The 15,154-nt window shown below is 72.1% G+C and carries 13 protein-coding genes; 9 read left to right on the forward strand and 4 right to left on the reverse strand.

Annotation, left to right across the window (positions count from 1 at the left end; translation table 11 throughout):
• Nucleotides 1–110: 110 nt before the first annotated feature.
• A complete protein-coding gene (locus tag O0S08_RS31245; RefSeq protein WP_269033013.1) occupies nucleotides 111–698 on the reverse strand; it encodes a hypothetical protein in 588 nt (195 codons plus the stop codon).
• Nucleotides 699–919: 221 nt separating this feature from the next.
• Nucleotides 920–1,366 (reverse strand): DUF2267 domain-containing protein, encoded by a 447-nt coding sequence (locus O0S08_RS31250; RefSeq protein ID WP_269033014.1) that lies wholly within the window; start codon nucleotides 1,364–1,366, stop codon nucleotides 920–922.
• A gap of 427 nt (nucleotides 1,367–1,793) precedes the next feature.
• Here O0S08_RS31250 and tgt point away from each other — a divergent pair, with 427 nt between their 5' ends.
• The 6 genes from tgt to O0S08_RS31280 all read left to right on the forward strand — a co-directional run bounded on the left by tgt (nucleotide 1,794) and on the right by O0S08_RS31280 (nucleotide 8,588).
• Nucleotides 1,794–2,939 carry a tRNA guanosine(34) transglycosylase Tgt gene (tgt, locus tag O0S08_RS31255; RefSeq protein WP_269033015.1) on the forward strand — a complete coding sequence of 382 codons (1,146 nt, stop codon included), beginning with the start codon at nucleotides 1,794–1,796 and terminating at the stop codon, nucleotides 2,937–2,939.
• Nucleotides 2,936–3,739, forward strand: a complete 804-nt coding sequence (locus O0S08_RS31260) for an MnmC family methyltransferase (RefSeq protein WP_269033016.1) — start codon at nucleotides 2,936–2,938, stop codon at nucleotides 3,737–3,739. The genes tgt and O0S08_RS31260 overlap by 4 nt, the downstream gene beginning before the upstream one ends.
• Nucleotides 3,740–3,982: 243 nt before the next feature.
• Nucleotides 3,983–5,917, forward strand: coding sequence for a CotH kinase family protein (locus O0S08_RS31265; RefSeq protein WP_269033017.1), 1,935 nt, complete (start codon nucleotides 3,983–3,985; stop codon nucleotides 5,915–5,917).
• Nucleotides 5,914–6,267: a hypothetical protein gene (locus tag O0S08_RS31270; RefSeq protein WP_269033018.1), complete on the forward strand. Its 354-nt coding sequence runs from the start codon at nucleotides 5,914–5,916 to the stop codon at nucleotides 6,265–6,267. Before O0S08_RS31265 ends, O0S08_RS31270 begins: the two co-directional genes overlap by 4 nt.
• A gap of 374 nt (nucleotides 6,268–6,641) precedes the next feature.
• Nucleotides 6,642–7,019, forward strand: coding sequence for a hypothetical protein (locus O0S08_RS31275; protein WP_269033019.1), 378 nt, complete (start codon nucleotides 6,642–6,644; stop codon nucleotides 7,017–7,019).
• Between the two features lie 207 nt (nucleotides 7,020–7,226).
• The gene (locus O0S08_RS31280; protein ID WP_269033020.1) at nucleotides 7,227–8,588 is read left to right on the forward strand and encodes an SMP-30/gluconolactonase/LRE family protein; all 1,362 of its coding nucleotides are present in this window, start codon (nucleotides 7,227–7,229) and stop codon (nucleotides 8,586–8,588) included.
• Between the two features lie 271 nt (nucleotides 8,589–8,859).
• On the opposite strand, the gene O0S08_RS31285 is transcribed toward O0S08_RS31280, so the two are convergent.
• Nucleotides 8,860–9,732 (reverse strand): LysR family transcriptional regulator, encoded by an 873-nt coding sequence (locus O0S08_RS31285; RefSeq protein WP_269033021.1) that lies wholly within the window; start codon nucleotides 9,730–9,732, stop codon nucleotides 8,860–8,862.
• A 90-nt stretch (nucleotides 9,733–9,822) separates the two neighbouring features.
• Between O0S08_RS31285 and O0S08_RS31290 the strand changes: the two genes are divergently transcribed.
• The 3 genes from O0S08_RS31290 to O0S08_RS31300 all read left to right on the forward strand — a co-directional run bounded on the left by O0S08_RS31290 (nucleotide 9,823) and on the right by O0S08_RS31300 (nucleotide 13,680).
• On the forward strand, nucleotides 9,823–10,320 hold the full coding sequence (locus O0S08_RS31290; protein WP_269033022.1) for a hypothetical protein: 498 nt from the start codon (nucleotides 9,823–9,825) through the stop codon (nucleotides 10,318–10,320).
• A 317-nt stretch (nucleotides 10,321–10,637) separates the two neighbouring features.
• Complete coding sequence (locus O0S08_RS31295) at nucleotides 10,638–12,479, forward strand: YCF48-related protein (protein WP_269033023.1); 1,842 nt, start codon at nucleotides 10,638–10,640, stop codon at nucleotides 12,477–12,479.
• Between the two features lie 331 nt (nucleotides 12,480–12,810).
• Entirely contained in the window at nucleotides 12,811–13,680 is an 870-nt protein-coding gene (locus tag O0S08_RS31300; protein ID WP_269033024.1) for a CPBP family intramembrane glutamic endopeptidase, read from the forward strand.
• Nucleotides 13,681–13,809: 129 nt separating this feature from the next.
• On the opposite strand, the gene O0S08_RS31305 is transcribed toward O0S08_RS31300, so the two are convergent.
• Nucleotides 13,810–15,129, reverse strand: coding sequence for a hypothetical protein (locus O0S08_RS31305; RefSeq protein ID WP_269033025.1), 1,320 nt, complete (start codon nucleotides 15,127–15,129; stop codon nucleotides 13,810–13,812).
• Nucleotides 15,130–15,154: the final 25 nt, after the last annotated feature.

Consider the following 15,154-nt stretch of genomic DNA (forward strand, 5'->3'; position numbering starts at 1 on the left):
CGAGGGGCAGCGAACCCGAGAGTTCGGCTCCGAATCGGGGTGCCCGCGACCTCGCTCGATACGCTGCCGTTCACGCCGCCTGGCGGCGGCGCTCCGGCCACAATGCGTAATTAAGGGTCATACTTGCACGCGCCGTCGAGGCAGCACAGAGGGGGGTTCCCCACGTCGTCGCAGCCAAAGGCGCAATGCTCGGTAATTTTACATGGGGAGCTCCAATCCTCCGGGTCGATCCTCTCCACGATAAAATCGCCCAAACATACCGAGGACTCCCCCCCGCCGAACGGACACGCGCACAGCGAGCACCCCGGCGTCGCCCCGCACTCCCCCTCCACCCCGCACTCCTCTTCGGGAGGAAGGCACTTCGGCGGATCGAAGTAGACGTCGTCGCACCCGTATGGGCATAGCACAGAGATGCCCTGCGCCTTCTCGGTGCATTGGACCAGGAACTCGCCCGCCTCCGTCTCGACGCACTTCTCGACCTCGTAGTCCTTGTTGTCGCAATAGCACCACCCCGTGCACTGATCGGGGTAAAGGACGCACGCGTTGTCCGCCTTGCAGTCGATCGGCGCCTCCGTGGTCGTCCCCTCGGAGGTGCTGCCGGTCGAGCTGGTCGTCGTGGAAGCCGAGGTCTCGCTCCCCTTGCTGTCGCCGCAAGCGGACACGAGGAGGGCGAGCGACACCAGGGGGACGAGACGCATCGGCTGGCGAGCCTAGCAGGTCCGAGCGCGCTCTCGGGGGGCGAGCACGGCCTGGTGCATCACGAACCGAATCCACCCCCCGGGCCGCCGGAGCGGCGAATTCTCACACTCACCAAACCAGACCAGCGCCTCGTCTCAAAGTCATGGACCGGCTCCGAATCGGGGCACCCGCGACTTCGCTCGTCACCGCGTCGAAGCGCGTCCGCGACGATCGCCGGAGTTCACGCCGCCTGGCGGATGTGCTCCGGCCACAACTCGCGCAGCTCGAGCGGGAGCGTGCGGAGGACCGAGAACGTCTCCCCGAAGTCGATGTTGGTGCTCACCACCGCCAGCACCGCCCGCACGCCCTGCTCGAGGTCGTGGAGCGGCCGCACCTGGTAGCGTGCGGCCACCAGCCGCAAGAACTCCTCCTTGTCGCGGATCCGCATCGGCACCTCGGACGGCCGCCAGCCGTCGTAGTACAGGCCGCGGACCAGCACCGGGAGCTGAGCTGCGAGCTGGACCGCGTCCTCGATCGGGAGCCGGTCGCGCAGCGATCGCAGCGTGGCGCACAGCAGGTGGTACGCCTGCTGCGCGTCGATGGACGGGACGGCGACCGCGATCTCGCGGAGCCACCCGCGCGTGGTTTGAAGTGTCTCCTGGAACAGGTCATCGATTGCCGAGCTCATACGACCTCGCTCGCCGCGATGCGGCCCGACGATCTTAGTGCGCGTCCCCGGGAGCGCATCGCCGATCGGACACCTCGGCGAACCCAGCAAGCCCCGACCACGCGGAGGACGCCCCGATCCGCGAGCTCCATCGACCGACGCCAGCCGGGCAGCGGCGAGCGCCGGGGGCAGCGCCTGGGTCATGCGCTGCGTTCGTCGCTGCGAGCTCCTCTACTGCTGCACCGCCGACCTCGCCCCCCTGAAAGACATGTCCCGAAGGACACGTTCGCCGCGCGCCCGCCTTCTCGCGCCTCAGGGTCGTCCATTGTCGGTCACCCCGAACAGCCCGACCCTGAGCCCGTGCCCGGTCGGCGGCTCTGGCGCGAGTGAGCGTGATCGCAGCGGCGGGGCCGCACCGACGGTCCCCGTCCGCTACACTGCGCCGCCCATGCGCTTCCCCTTCCACGTCAGCGCCGTCGACCCCGGTTCACGGGCTCGCCGCGGCGCGCTCGACACCCCGCACGGCCGGATCGAGACCCCGGTGTTCATGGCCGTCGGCACGCGGGCCACGGTCACCGGTCTGACCCCCGCGGACTTGCACGAGGTCGGCGCGGAGGTCGTGCTCGGCAACACCTATCACTTGATGCTGCGCCCGGGCCCCGACCTGTTCCGCAGGGTCGGTGGGATCCACCGGTTCATGGGCTGGAACGGGCCCATGCTGACCGACTCGGGCGGCTACCAGATCTTCTCGCTGTCCGACGATCGCGTGATCAGCGAGCGCGGCGCCAGGTTCCGCAGCTACACCAATCAACAGTTCCACATGCTCTCGCCCGAGGCCTCGATCGCCATGCAGGAGGCCATCGGCGCCGACATCATGATGGTGCTCGACGTCTGCGTCGACGCCCGCTCGGACGAGGCCACCACCCGGGCCGCCATGCAGCGGACCCATCGCTGGGCGCTGCGCAGTTTGGCCGCCCGCACCGACACCCCGCAGGCGCTGTTCGCCATCATGCAGGGCGGCATCTTCCCGGACCTGCGGCGCGAGTCGGCCGCGTTCCTCACCGACCATCCGTTCGACGGCTTCGCCATCGGCGGCCTCGCCGTCGGCGACACCCGGGCCGAGCGCGAGGACGTCACGCACATGGCCGCGGAGCTGCTGCCCGCCGATCGGCCGCGCTATCTCATGGGCGTAGGCACCCCGCCCGACCTGCTGCAGGCCATCCTCGCCGGCGTCGACATGTTCGACTGCATCCTGCCGACCAACCTCGCGTGGCAGGGCACCGCCTTCACCTCGACCGGGCGGGTCAAGCTGATTCGCGCGAGCACCAAGAACGAGGACCGCCCGCTCGACGCCGCCTGCGCCTGCAGCACCTGCAAGCTGTACACGCGCGCCTACCTGCACCACCTGTTCCGCTGCGGCGAGCCGCTCGGCCCGCGCCTGCTCTCCTTGCACAACCTGCATCACTACCACGCGCTGATGGCCGAGGCCCGCGCAGCCATCGCGGCCGGCCGCTACGCCGCCTACGCGCGTGCCAAGCTCGAGGCGATCGATCGCCACGAGCACAGCGATCGCCGGATCGGAGCGACCGCGTGAACGACGTGTGCGAGGTGGTGACGACGACCGGCGGCGCGCGGGCGATCCTCGACCGGCGCGTCGGCGAAGTCATGCACCCCGTGGTCGGGCCCGCGATCGAGGCGGCGCGGCTCTACTGCGAACCGGCGCGGCTGGCCGCGCGGCTGCAGCGGAGCGAGCCGCTGGTGCTGCTCGACATCGGCCTCGGCGCCGGCTCCAACGCGATCGCGGCGTGGCGGCTGTCCGAGGCGCGGGCCGCCGGGCCGCGGCTGACGCTCGTCAGCTTCGAGCGCAGCCTCGACGCCCTGGCGCTCGCCCTGCAGCCCGAGCACGCCGCCAGCTTCGACCTCGACGGCGCCGCCGGAGCGGCCGCCCACGCGCTGCTGAGCGCAGGCATTCACGAGACCTCGCGGACGACCTGGCGCCTGGTCGCGGGCGAGCTGCCGGGTTCGCTCGCGGACGGACCTGTCGCCGATGTCGTGTTCTGGGACCCGTTCTCGCCGCGGGCCAACCCCGAGCTGTGGTCGGTCGCCGCGTTCACGGCCCTGCGCCGCCGCTGTCGCGCCGGGGCCACCGTGCACACTTACAGCGGCGCGACCGCGGTCCGCTCGTCGCTGCTCCTGGCCGGCTTCTTCGTCGGCGTCGGCGAGCCGACCGGCGCGCACAAGGCCGCCACCTGCGCGGCCGTCGACGCCGCAGACCTCGAGCGACCGCTCGATCGCCGCTGGCTGGCCCGCCTCGGCCGCTCGACCGCGGGCTTCGCCGCCGATGCCCCGGCCGACGCCTATCAGCGCGTCGCCCATCACCCGCAGTTCGCGTAGCTCGCCGATCGTGAATCGTCACACCGGCGCGCCGGCGCGGGCGAGCTCGCCCGTGCGGGAGTAGCCCGTCTGTCGTGAATCGTCCGCCCCACGCGTCGTGTCGCGGCCTGCGACCGCGAATCCACCCATCTGTCCCGAAGGACAGCCAGCCCGTCAGCGGGCTCGACCTTCACCGCGCATTTGCCTGCCAGCCCGCAAATGCCGACTCCCTGCACGTCCGCGGTCGGCGTACCGTCGCGGGTCATGGCCCGCACCGCCGTCCATCGCTCCGCCCCGTTCCTCCTCGCCGCCGCCTGCGCCAGCCCGACGGCCCAGACCACCGACGCCACCACGGACGCCGCCACGGACGCCGCCACCACCACCGACGCCGGCGAGACCGCCACCACGCCAGGCACGTCGACCGCCCCGACCACCGGCACCACCGACGCCCCGACCACCGGCACCACCGACGCCCCGTCCACGACCACCGAGGCCCCGGCCACGACCACCGGGAGCACCGCCACCACGCAGGAGCCGGACACCACCAGCGGCACCACCGGCGAGCACGACCCCTACTTCGACGCCGACCCGCTGTTCGCCTTCGGCGCCATCGCCGAGTTCGACCTCACCCTCTCCGACGAGGCGATCGCCGACCTCGACGCCGACGGCAAGAAGTACACCAAGGGCGACCTCGTCGCGGTGATCGACGGCCAGACCTACGAGCTGCCGGAGATCGGCGTGCGCCTCAAGGGCAACTACGGCTCGTACCGCACCCTCGATCAGAAGGCCGCCTTCCTCCTCAACTTCGACCGCTACGTCGACGATCAGCGGCTTTTGGGCCTCGAGAAGCTGGCCGTCAACAACATGGTCCAGGACTGCAGCATGCAGCGGGAGATCCTCGGCTACTCCCTGTTCCGCGACGTCGGCCTCGCCGCCCCGCGCGCCGGCCACGTCGTCGTGCGCGTCAACGGCGAGCCCTACGGCCTCTACACCGCGGTCGAGTCGGTCGACAACGAGCCGTACCTCGACCACTGGTACGGCAGCGACAAGGGCAGCATCTACGAGGGCGCGTACGGCAGCGACATCCGCAACGACCTCGTCCCCTCCTTCGACCAGGACAACGGCGACGACGTCGGCCTCGCCGATCTCTACGACTTCGCCGCCGCCCTCGACGCCATCGTCAATCCGGCGACCTTCACCAGCGACGTCGCCGCCGTCCTCGACCTCGATCGCTACCTCGACTTCGCCGCCACCGAGATCTACCTCGGCCACTGGGACGGCTACGCGTGGACCCGCAACAACTACTACGTCCATCGCCTGCAGGAGGACGGCGCGCTGTGGACATTCATGCCGTGGGGCATCGACCAGATCTTGCGCGACCACCTCGACCCGTTCGGCGGTGACGGGCGGCTGGCGCAGATGTGCAGGGAGTCGCAGCCGTGCCGCGAGCTGCTGGCCGACAGCTTCGACCACGTGCTCGCGCGCGTCGAGGCCCTCGACCTCGCCGGCGCCGCCGCCGAGCTCGGCGCCAGCATCGCCCCGGCCGTCGCCGCCGACCCGCGCAAGGAGTGCAGCGACGGCGACAACACCAACGAGATCGCCGGCAACGTCGCCTTCTTCATGCAGCGCGCCGCCTCGGTCCAGGCCGGCCTCGCCTGCACCGTCCCCAGCGACGTCGACGCCGACGGCGACGGCTATTCGGCCTGCACCGACGATTGCGACGACAACGACCCCGCAGTGCACCCGGACGCGCAGGAGATGTGCGACCTCGACGACGACGATTGCGACGGGATCTGGGACGACGATCCGATGTGTCCCCCGTGCGTCGAGAAGGACCTCCCCGGCCCCGGCGTCGCGCAGTTCTGCTTCGTTGCCCTCCCCTTCGCCGAGGCCGAGGCCGACTGCGTGGCCCAGGGCGGCCACCTGCTGTCGATCCCCAGCCAGCAGGTCCAGGACTGGGCCGCCACCGAGGCCTTCGCCATCGCCGGCAACGACTGGTGGATCGGCCTCAACGACCTCGACACCGAGGACGACTTCGTGTGGACCGACGGCACCCCGCTGAGCTTCACCGCCTGGAACGAGGGCGAGCCCAACAACGCCGGCGAGGAAGATTGCGTCAACCTGCCGGCCTGGACCGCCGGCCTGTGGAACGACCTGCCCTGCGACTCGCCGCGGCCCTACATCTGCAAGACGCCGTGAGGCGCACGCCCGTGCGCAAGGCCGGCGCCCTCACCCTGACCCTCGCCGAGGTCGCCGGCAGCGACGTGCCCTACACGCCGCGCTCCGTCGAGCGCGACACCGTGTGGCGCCACGACGCTGGCAAGCCGGTCTATGAGCTCGTCGACGCCGGTGGTGCGGTGTACGTCATGCAGTCGTACAGCGACCAGCGAGTCGACCAGGACGAGGCCGAACTCGGCGACGTGCTCGCCCCGGCGCAGGGCGGGAGCTTCCGCGTGCGCGTGCTGGACCAGGACCTCGAGGTCGCCGCGGTCGACGGCGTCGTCGTCCAGGACGAGCGCGCCAACACCTACCAGCGCGCGCAACCATGACGCGCTGACCGTTGCGACGCCTTCACACGACGAGCGACGCGTCCCCATCGAACCTCTCCTGTGTGCCAGGTGATTGCCCCACGTCCCTCAAGCGCGCCTACATCCCATACCTGTCTCATGCGCCAGGTTCTCGCGCGCGTGGGCTTCGAGCACCGCGGACGACTTCGGGTGGGCCGACTGCACCCCGCTCAGCTTCACCGAGGGGACGAGGGCGAGCCCAATAACGCCGGCGCCCACCCGAGCCCGGTATCGGGTTGAGGTCGTCACATACGGTTCGGAACGGTCAGCCCGAGGAACCGCGGGAGGCGCAGCGCCGAGCGGCAAAGGCCGCCCGGCCCGCTTGCTCTGGCATCACTTGACGCTACAGAGTGAGCATGTTTGCCCAGGCTCTCATCGCCGCCGTGATGCTGATGGCCTCCGTGTCGGAGTCAGAGGAGGAGGAGCCACGCCTCCGCCTCGACGCCTACCTGGACGAGTTCTGCATCGACGCACCAGAGGGGTCGTGCGACGCCCTGTACAAGATGGCGGACGCCATCGAGCGCTTCATCGTGCGCGGCGCCACAGATGCCGGGATGTGGTGCTGTGAGTCGTGCGGGCCAGGCCAGCTGTCGGATGCCAAGATCACGTGCGGCGGTTGCGCCAAGACCACTGAGAGCTGGAAATGCGGTTCTGTTCGATTCGCGGATCAGCCGTGGTCACTCGATTGCCCTGGGGCCACAGCCGAGATGGGCGGCTCTGTCAGCTGCTTCTGACATCCCGGCACCAGCCGGGCGCGGCTCCGCGCGCGGCGGTCTCGCGCGTGCATTTTGTCTGCGACATCCGGCTGCGACCCCGGTCCTCCGGGCGACGAGGCGCGCTGCCGCCTCGCGAGGCCGCTGAACATGACTCGACAACTGCATGAGAGGACCACGACATCCACTTCGACCGCGCGCACGGGCGGCGGACGCCCGCTCGCATTCGTGGCGGCGTTCCTGCTCGGGGCGGCCTGCGGCGGGTTCGCCGACGACGACGACACGACGGCCGGCACCGGGCCCGACGACCCTTCCGGCGATCCCTGCGCGGCGTTCACCGACTGCGTGGAATGCGGGGACGCGGGCCTCGAGTGCGCCTGGTGTGCGGGGACGTGCCGGAGCCGTCCCGACGGCGTCTCGATCAGCGACGACTCCTGGTGCGAGTGGGGTTTCGCGGAGGGCGGCACCGCTTGCAAGGACATCGACGGCATCAGGATCGTCGAGAGCACGCTCCCGATCGACTGTCGCTCGTCGATGAACGAGGAAGATCCGCGCTGTCGGGTCCCCGACGACGACAACGCCGCCGAGCTCGGCGAGGGCCCTGCCTTCCCGGGCGGCTTCGGCGGGCTCTTCGGCGGCTACCTCGACGTCGCCGGCAACCGCATCATCCTCGGCGCGATGACCAATCGTCCGGGCGACGAGCTCGGATCGATCTGGACGGCCGACCTCGCGACCGGCGACCGGGCGCTCGTGTCGGGCGCGACCGAGGACGCGATCGTCGGGTGGATCGAGCGCGGCGCCGGCCCGGGCTTCGGCACGAGGGTGTTCGACGTCGACCTCGCGCCCGACGGCGCCTGGATCGCGTACGCCGACGCGGGTCTGTTCCGGGTCGACCCGGACACCGGCGATCGGACTCAACTCTGGTCCTATGAGAGCACGCCGTGCGTCCATGTCGGGATCGTCTTCGCTCCGAACAGCATCGACGGCAGCTCGGTCGCGGTCGACCCCGACGGGACGATGTACATCGCGTCCGGCGAGGACGAGAACGTCGATCCGCCCCCGGACAGCGGCGTGTTCGCCATCAAGCCCGACGGCTCGTGCCGCATGCTGACGATGAGCTCGTCCGAGACCGAGCGCGTGGTCGGCAAGGGTCCGCTGGTCGGCGGCGACTACCGCGGACTGGTGCTTCAGGGCGACAAGTTGCTCGCGCTCGGCATGCCGGGGGATATCCACGAGATCGACCTGACGACCGGCGATCGCCGCCTCGTCACGAGCGAGACGAGAAACGTCGGCGAGGGGCCGCCCGCCGACTATCAGTACCTCGCCGTCTCGAGCACCGGCACGCTCCTCGCCTCGGGCGACAGCGTCGACTCCTTCGAGGACGCGACCCGCGCGATGACCGAGATCGACCCCAGCTCCGGCGATCGCAAGCTCCGCTGGGCTTACCGCGGACCCGCGACATCCTCGCCCCAGATGACGTGGATCGCGCCGCACCCGGATCTGCCGGGGATTTACATCGCCATCGAGGAAGGCGAGTCCCTCGTGCTCTACGAGCCCGCGAGCGGCAACACGAACCTCCTGTCGCACTGATGCGGGCGAGGCCGGGTGGGCTGGTGGATCTGGCCGCCGATTCGGAGGACGAGACGATCACGCCCATGCTGCGCCCGTCTCTTCCGTGCGCCTGCGGCGACAGCTCCCGGCCCAGCCCCTCGAGCACAGGCAGCGGGAGCGCCGAGTCGTTCGATGTCCCTCCTGGACCGGAGGCCGAACATCCTCTTCCCTGAAGGCGCAGGCGGATTCTTTCCAGATCGATGGTGATGATCGGTAAGCAGGTTGGGATGAACCCTGCGCACGCGCCCCCTCACCTCCGCCCCGCACCTGTCCCATGCGCCAGGTGCTTGCGCACGTGGGCCTCGAGCGCCGCCACCTCCGCGATCACCGGCGCTCGCTTGCGCTTGATCAGGTGCACCTGCAGCCGCGGCAGGTCCACCACCGGCACCGCCACCGTCCCCGGCGGCGTCGGGATGTACGCGTTGACGACCGTGAGTCCGAGGCCGAGCGACGCGTAGTGCGTCATCAGCTCCCAGCCGTCGACCTCGACCGCCACGTGCAGGTCGCCGCCGAGCGCCGCGGCCAGGGTCGCCCGGTGCGTGCGCCCGGCCGGCGGCAGGATCAGCGGGCGGCCGGCCAGCGCGCGCGCGCGGATGTGTCGCCGCTGGGCCAGCGGGTCGTGCTCCGGCACGATCGCCACCTGGCCGACCTCGAGCACGCGTGTGCCGTCGAGCTCCGGGTCGGCCTCGAGCAGCGACGTGAGGCCGAGGTGGGCCCGGCCGCTGCGCACCGCCTCGACCGTGGCCGGCCGGTCCTCCGTGCGCAGCGACAGCGGGCCTGACCAGCCGCGCAGGGCGTGGGCCAGCACGTACAGCTGCAGCGCTCGCCCGGCGCTGACGACCGGCACCGTCGCCACCTTGCCGGTCGCACGCGCGGCGAAGCGGTCGACCGCGCCGAGCACCTCGCGGGCCAGGACCTCGACCTCCTGCCCGCGCGGGGTCAGGCGCAGCGTCCGGCCCTCGAAGCGGTAGAGCGGCCCCGCCCACCCGGCCAGCTGCTTGACCTGGGTGTGCAGCGCCGGCTGCGACAGGTGCAGGCGCGCCGCCGCGGCCGTGAAGCCGCCGGTTTCGACGACGGCGAGGAAGGCGCGGAGCCAGTCGAGGCGGACCTCCGAGGTATCCATTTCTTGAATATACCCTCCAAAACGAATCGTGTACATGGATGCTACGGCGATGCACTCTCCTGCCCGTAACCAAGCAGGAGAGATTTACTTATGCATCGAATCGGCATCGACATCGGCCGCGTCATCATCGGCCCGGTCATCGACGGGCGCGCGGACACCAGCTTCCTCGGCTCCGGGCACGCGGAGGCCATGCGCACCCCGCCGGCCCCGGGCGCCTTCGCCGGCGTCGCCGACCTGGTCGCTCGCACCGGCGGCAACGCCTGGCTGGTGTCCAAGTGCGGGCCCGGAGTCCAGGCCAAGACGCGGGCCTGGCTGGCCCACCACCGCTTCTGGGACCAGACCGGCATGGACCCGTCGCACCTGCGCTTCTGCCTCGCGCGCCCCGACAAGGCCGTCCACGCGCGCAAGCTCCGGCTCACCGTCATGATCGACGACCGCCTCGACGTGCTCGAGCACCTGCGCGGGATCGTCGAGCACAAGCTGCTGTTCGGCGAGCAGAAGCGCCCCGCCCCGCCGTGGACCACGCCCGTCCTCGACTGGGCCACCGTGCGCGAGTGGGCGGCGCGTCAGTGGGCCTCCGCGGCCTGAACAAGACCACCCCGGGCGCGCGCGACCTCCTGCGCGCGCCCGGGCGACCTCGAAACCGTGTGTCTCTTGGGGCAGGTCATCGGCCTGCCCGATCCGCGCGAGCTCGTGGGCATGTGAGCGTCTCCGGCGGCCGGTCGTGCGTGGCGACGAAGTCGTCCGTCGATCGCACCCACCCGGGTTCGCGCGCGCCCGCTGCACGCGGCGGGACCACGAGGTGAACGCAGCCTGGTCGCGTGAGCGAGCACGTGTGCTTCGGTCCCCACGGGGGCCGGCGGGCGCGATTGCTGCGGTCCTGCGCCCGTGTTATCGTCACACTCATGAACTCGCTTAAATTGAATGTAGCCCTGATCGCGGTGCTTCAGGCCGTCACGCTCGCGTGCTCCGTCAAGAACGCGGACGACGGCGACGACGACGGCGCGACGAGCCAACAGCCCTGCAACTCCGGGTGGGAGTACGTCCTGCGCGCGTCGCAGGTGATGACCACGGAGGAGGCCGACCTGATCGCGGTGGTCGGTCCGAGCGCGAAGTTCTCGGTCGCGCTCACGGCCGACGGCCAGCTGCTCGCGCCGCAGACGAGCGTCGTGTACGAGCCGGTCGAGCAGCCCGCGGGCGGGACGCTGCGGGCCGTGGCGATGGGGCAGCTCGAATGCCCCGAGCTCGAGGCCTGCGCCGATCCGGTCGCTGTCGCCGTGGGCGACACCGGGGCCGCGCTCCGCAGCGCCGACGGCGGAAAGACGTGGAGCCCACTCGACGTCGGCACCACCGCCGACCTGCGCGCGGCGGCGCTGGTGACGGTGCGCCTCCCCGGCGAGGTCCGCGAGTTCGTCGGGGTGATCGTCGGCGACGGCGTGCTGCTGCGCTCGGACGACGCGGGCACGACGTGGGTGCCCGTGCCGCTCGAGCCGGCGCTGACCGGCTCGCTCCGCGCGGTCGAGGCCGGCAGGACGCGGATCGTCGCGGTGGGCGACGGCGGCCTGGCGATCGCCAGCACCGACGCGGGCGCGACGTGGAAGAAGCTCGAGACCGGCACGACCGCCGACCTGCGGCGGCTGGCGTTCGATCAAGAGCGGGTGTTCGCGGTCACCAGCGCCGGCGAGGTGGTGGCGGAGGATGAGAACCTGGCCTTCAAGACAGTCGTGCCTTCGGCGCCGGTGGTCGACGTCGGCCAGCTGAGCAGCCTCGGTCGCGTCGCGCTGTTCGCCGACGGGCGGATCGGCCCGTGGCCGGAGGACTCGCCGCTGGCCCAGTCGATCGCGCTGCCGTCGCAGCCGCGGGCGTTCTCGCGGGGCGGCAACGACGTGGTGGTCGGGGACGACGGGATGATCGCCGAGGTGTTCGTCGACTCGCAGGAGGGCTGCTTCGAGGACAGCGTCGGCCGCCCCTTCGTGGTCGAGGGCGCAGCGCTGGCGGCCGCGGTGATCGGGCGCGACGACTGGTGCGAGCCGGCCGCGGTCGCGCTCGCCGGCCTCGACGCACCCGCGCGCGAGCGCCTGGCGGCCGCCTGGGGCCGCGACGCGGCGTACGAGCACGCGTCGGTCGCCGCGTTCGCCCGCTGGATCGTCGAGCTGCTGGCGTGCGCGGCCCCGCCGGCGCTGGTGTCCGCCGCGCAGGCGGCGATCGCCGACGAGATCGAGCACGCCCGCCTGTGCTTCGGCCTGGCCTCGGCGTACGCGGGGCGGCCGGTCGGGCCAGGGGCGCTGCCGATCGAGAATGCCATGCCTGTCTCTTCGGACATGTCTCGATTGGCGGTGTCGACGCTGATCGAGGGCTGCGTCGGCGAGACGATCGCCGCGGTCGAGGCCGGCTACGCCGCGGCCCTGTGCGCCGATCCGGCGGTGGCGCGGGTGCTGCGGACGATCGCGGCCGACGAGCAGCGCCACGCCGCCCTGGCCTGGCGGGCGCTGGCGTGGGCGCTGGAGCGCGGCGGGGCGCCCGTGCGAGCGGCCGTGACGGCGGCGGTCGCGGAGCTGCGGCCGCCGCGGATCGCGTCGGACGAGCTCGGCGACCCCGCCCGCGGTCGCCTCGGCGCGGCCGAGCGGCGCACGCTCGCTGCGACGACGCTGCGGGCAGTGATCGCTCCGTCGGCGCAGCGCCTGCTTCGGCGCACCCACGGGCGCGACGCAACGAGCGAGTCGGCAGGGCCGCCGGCGCTCGCCTGAGCGCGCCCGGGCTCCCGCAGCGCCTGCGCAGGCGCACCGCGGGCGCGACGCGACCAGCAATCGGCAGGACCACCGGCGCTCGCCGGATCGCGGCCGGGCTCGGTGGTGCGCCTGCTCAGGCGCGGGCACACCGCGACGAGCGAATCGGCAGGGCAACGGGCGCTCGCCGGATTGCAGCCGGGCTCGGCAGTGCGCCTGCTCAGGCGCACCCGCGGGCGCGACGCGACGAGCGAGTCGGCGGAGCGCCGGGCTCGCCGGATCGCGGCCGGGCGGCGGCGAGTCGCCGCGGCCGGGCGATGGCTCGCCGCGAGACCGCGCGTATCCTCGCAGCATGCAACCCGAAGTCCGTGCCCGCCGGCAGGCGCTCGGCTTCGTCGTCCTGACGCTGCTCGTCGCGGCGATCTACGAGGCTGCGATCGTCCGTGCCGGCGGGCTGCGGGCGGTGCCGGCGCTCGTCACGATCAGCCTGATGTGGGTGCCGATGAAGGTGTCGTTCGCCCTGCGGCTCGCCGGGCGCGAGTCGTTCGCCGACGTCGGCTGGCGACGCGGGCCGTGGCGCGGCCTGGCGCTGGCCTACGCGCTGCCCGCCGCGTGCGCCGCGTTCACCTACGGCGCCGCGGCTCTCACCGGCGGCGTGTGGTTCGCGCCTCCGGAGCACCTCGCGGGGCATCCGGCGCCGATAAAGCTGTGGCTCGCGGACGCGGCGCTGGAGGCGACGCTGGTGGTGGCAGTCGGCATGGTGCCCGCATTCGGCGAAGAGGTCGGCTGGCGCGGCTATCTGCTGCCGCGATTGCTGCGCGGCCGGGTCGCGGCCCCGCTGCTCCTGAGCGGCGCGGTGTGGGGCCTCTATCACCTGCCGCTGATCGTCTGGGGTGATTACGCGACCAGCTCGCAGCCGTGGCTCAGCGCCGCGCTGTTCATGGCGACGATCGTCCCCGCCGGCGTGGTGTTCGGCTGGCTGCGCCTGGCCACGGGCAGCATCTGGCCGTGCGTGCTCGCCCATTCGGCGCACAACGCGTTCTACCAGGCGGTGTTCGACCCGTGGTTCACCGGCCCGCTCGAGCCGTTCCTGGCCGGCGAGGCCGGCCTGTTCTCCTGCGCCGCGTACTCCGCGGTGGCGCTATGGTTGCAACGCACCGGCCGGCTGACGCGCGCGCTCGCGGCGAACAGGACGCCTGGCCCTGCGCCGGGGCGCGGATGAATCATCACACCCGCGAGGGCCGCGCTCGCGCCGACGCGCGTGAATCAGCCTCCACGCCGGCGACCCCCGCATGAATCATCACACCCGCGACCGCTGCGCCCGCGCCTCGCCGGCGCATGCAATCAACCTTCACGCCAGCAGCGCCGCCGCCTCGTCGAGCCCCTGCACGCAGGCCCCGATCGCCTCTTCGCCGCCGATCCAGCACAGGAACCCCGCCAGGTCGTACGCGTGATGCAAGTGCGGCAGCAGCCACGCGCGCGGGTCGGTGGCCGCGCGCCACATCACCGCCGCGAACACTGCCGCGGCCTCGGCCGGCGCCACCACCTCGCGGGCCGCCCACAGCTCGTCGAACCACAGCCCCTCGCGCGACCCCGCGGGCGTCGCCAGCCGCTCGAGGGCCAGCCGCGCGATCGCTCGCGCCTCTGGTTCACTCGCCCGCTGCGCCGCCAGCAGCAGCAACATCTCGATCTGCTCGCGCCCGCCCGCGTGCTCGCGCACCCGCGAGAACCACAGCTCGACCGGACCCGCGGCGTGCCAGCTGTCCACCAGCACCTGCAGCGCCACGCTGCGCAGCTCGACCTCCGCCAGCGAGCACGCGCGATCGAGGCAGCCGCGGATCAGCGCCTCCGGCGGCGTCCGCTCGGGCGGCTCCAGCACCTGCGTCAGCCCGACGACGAACCGCAGGAACAGCGAATCATCGGACCACGTCTCGCTCTCGGGCAGCGACCACGCCTCGCCGAGCGCCACCCGAGCCCCCAGGATCTGCCCGTGCGCGTCGGCGCGAACCACCGCGTCGCCGATCGCCGGCAGCAGCCGCTCGGCCTCGTCGACGCGGCCGAGCGCGGCCAGGCGGACGAACAGGTGCGCCCGCGCCTCGCTCAGCTGGTGCCGCCAATCGGCGGTCGCCATCCGCTCGCTCACCGCGATCGCGCGGCGCACCTGGGCCTCGTCCATCCAGTGCGCCAGGCGTGCGAACGGCCCGGGGTCGTTGCCCGGATCGATCGGCGCCAGGGCGATGGCGGAGAACGCCTCGATCGCGCGATCGATGACCGCCGCGCGCTCGGCCGGCCCCACCGCCTCGGCCAGCGCGGACAATCGCCAGGCGAAGAACGGGTCGCCCGGATCGATCGAAGGCGGATCCTCGCCCGAAGGCGCGTCGTCCTCGTCGAGGACGTCGCCCACCAGCCGGCGCCGCAGCTCGACCACGTACGGCCCCGGCCGCACCGGCCTCCGCTCGCGCATCCACTGGATCACCAGCGCCCCGCGCAGCATGCGGCCCATCGCCGCCGCGCGCCCGGGCCCCTCCGCCAGCGACGCCTCGCGCGCGGCCGCGACGTCGCGGCGGAACCACTCGAGCAGCGCAGTCGCGACGTCGTCGCGCTCCGGTTGCCGGCACAGGCAGCGCCACTGTTCGCGCAGCGCCGCCAGTTCATCTGCGTCGACTCTCACGCTCGCCGGGCCATGGTCGATCGCC

The organism is Nannocystis punicea, from assembly GCF_026965555.1.
Lineage (GTDB): Bacteria > Myxococcota_A > Polyangia > Nannocystales > Nannocystaceae > Nannocystis > Nannocystis punicea.

Coding starts and splice junctions, on each gene's coding strand:
- O0S08_RS31245 (WP_269033013.1), bottom strand. CDS start 698: ATGCGTCTCGTCCCCCTGGTGTCGCTCGCCCTCCTCGTGTCCGCTTGC.
- O0S08_RS31250 (WP_269033014.1), bottom strand. CDS start 1,366: ATGAGCTCGGCAATCGATGACCTGTTCCAGGAGACACTTCAAACCACG.
- tgt (WP_269033015.1), top strand. CDS start 1,794: ATGCGCTTCCCCTTCCACGTCAGCGCCGTCGACCCCGGTTCACGGGCT.
- O0S08_RS31265 (WP_269033017.1), top strand. CDS start 3,983: ATGGCCCGCACCGCCGTCCATCGCTCCGCCCCGTTCCTCCTCGCCGCC.
- O0S08_RS31275 (WP_269033019.1), top strand. CDS start 6,642: ATGTTTGCCCAGGCTCTCATCGCCGCCGTGATGCTGATGGCCTCCGTG.
- O0S08_RS31285 (WP_269033021.1), bottom strand. CDS start 9,732: ATGGATACCTCGGAGGTCCGCCTCGACTGGCTCCGCGCCTTCCTCGCC.
- O0S08_RS31290 (WP_269033022.1), top strand. CDS start 9,823: ATGCATCGAATCGGCATCGACATCGGCCGCGTCATCATCGGCCCGGTC.
- O0S08_RS31295 (WP_269033023.1), top strand. CDS start 10,638: ATGAACTCGCTTAAATTGAATGTAGCCCTGATCGCGGTGCTTCAGGCC.
- O0S08_RS31300 (WP_269033024.1), top strand. CDS start 12,811: ATGCAACCCGAAGTCCGTGCCCGCCGGCAGGCGCTCGGCTTCGTCGTC.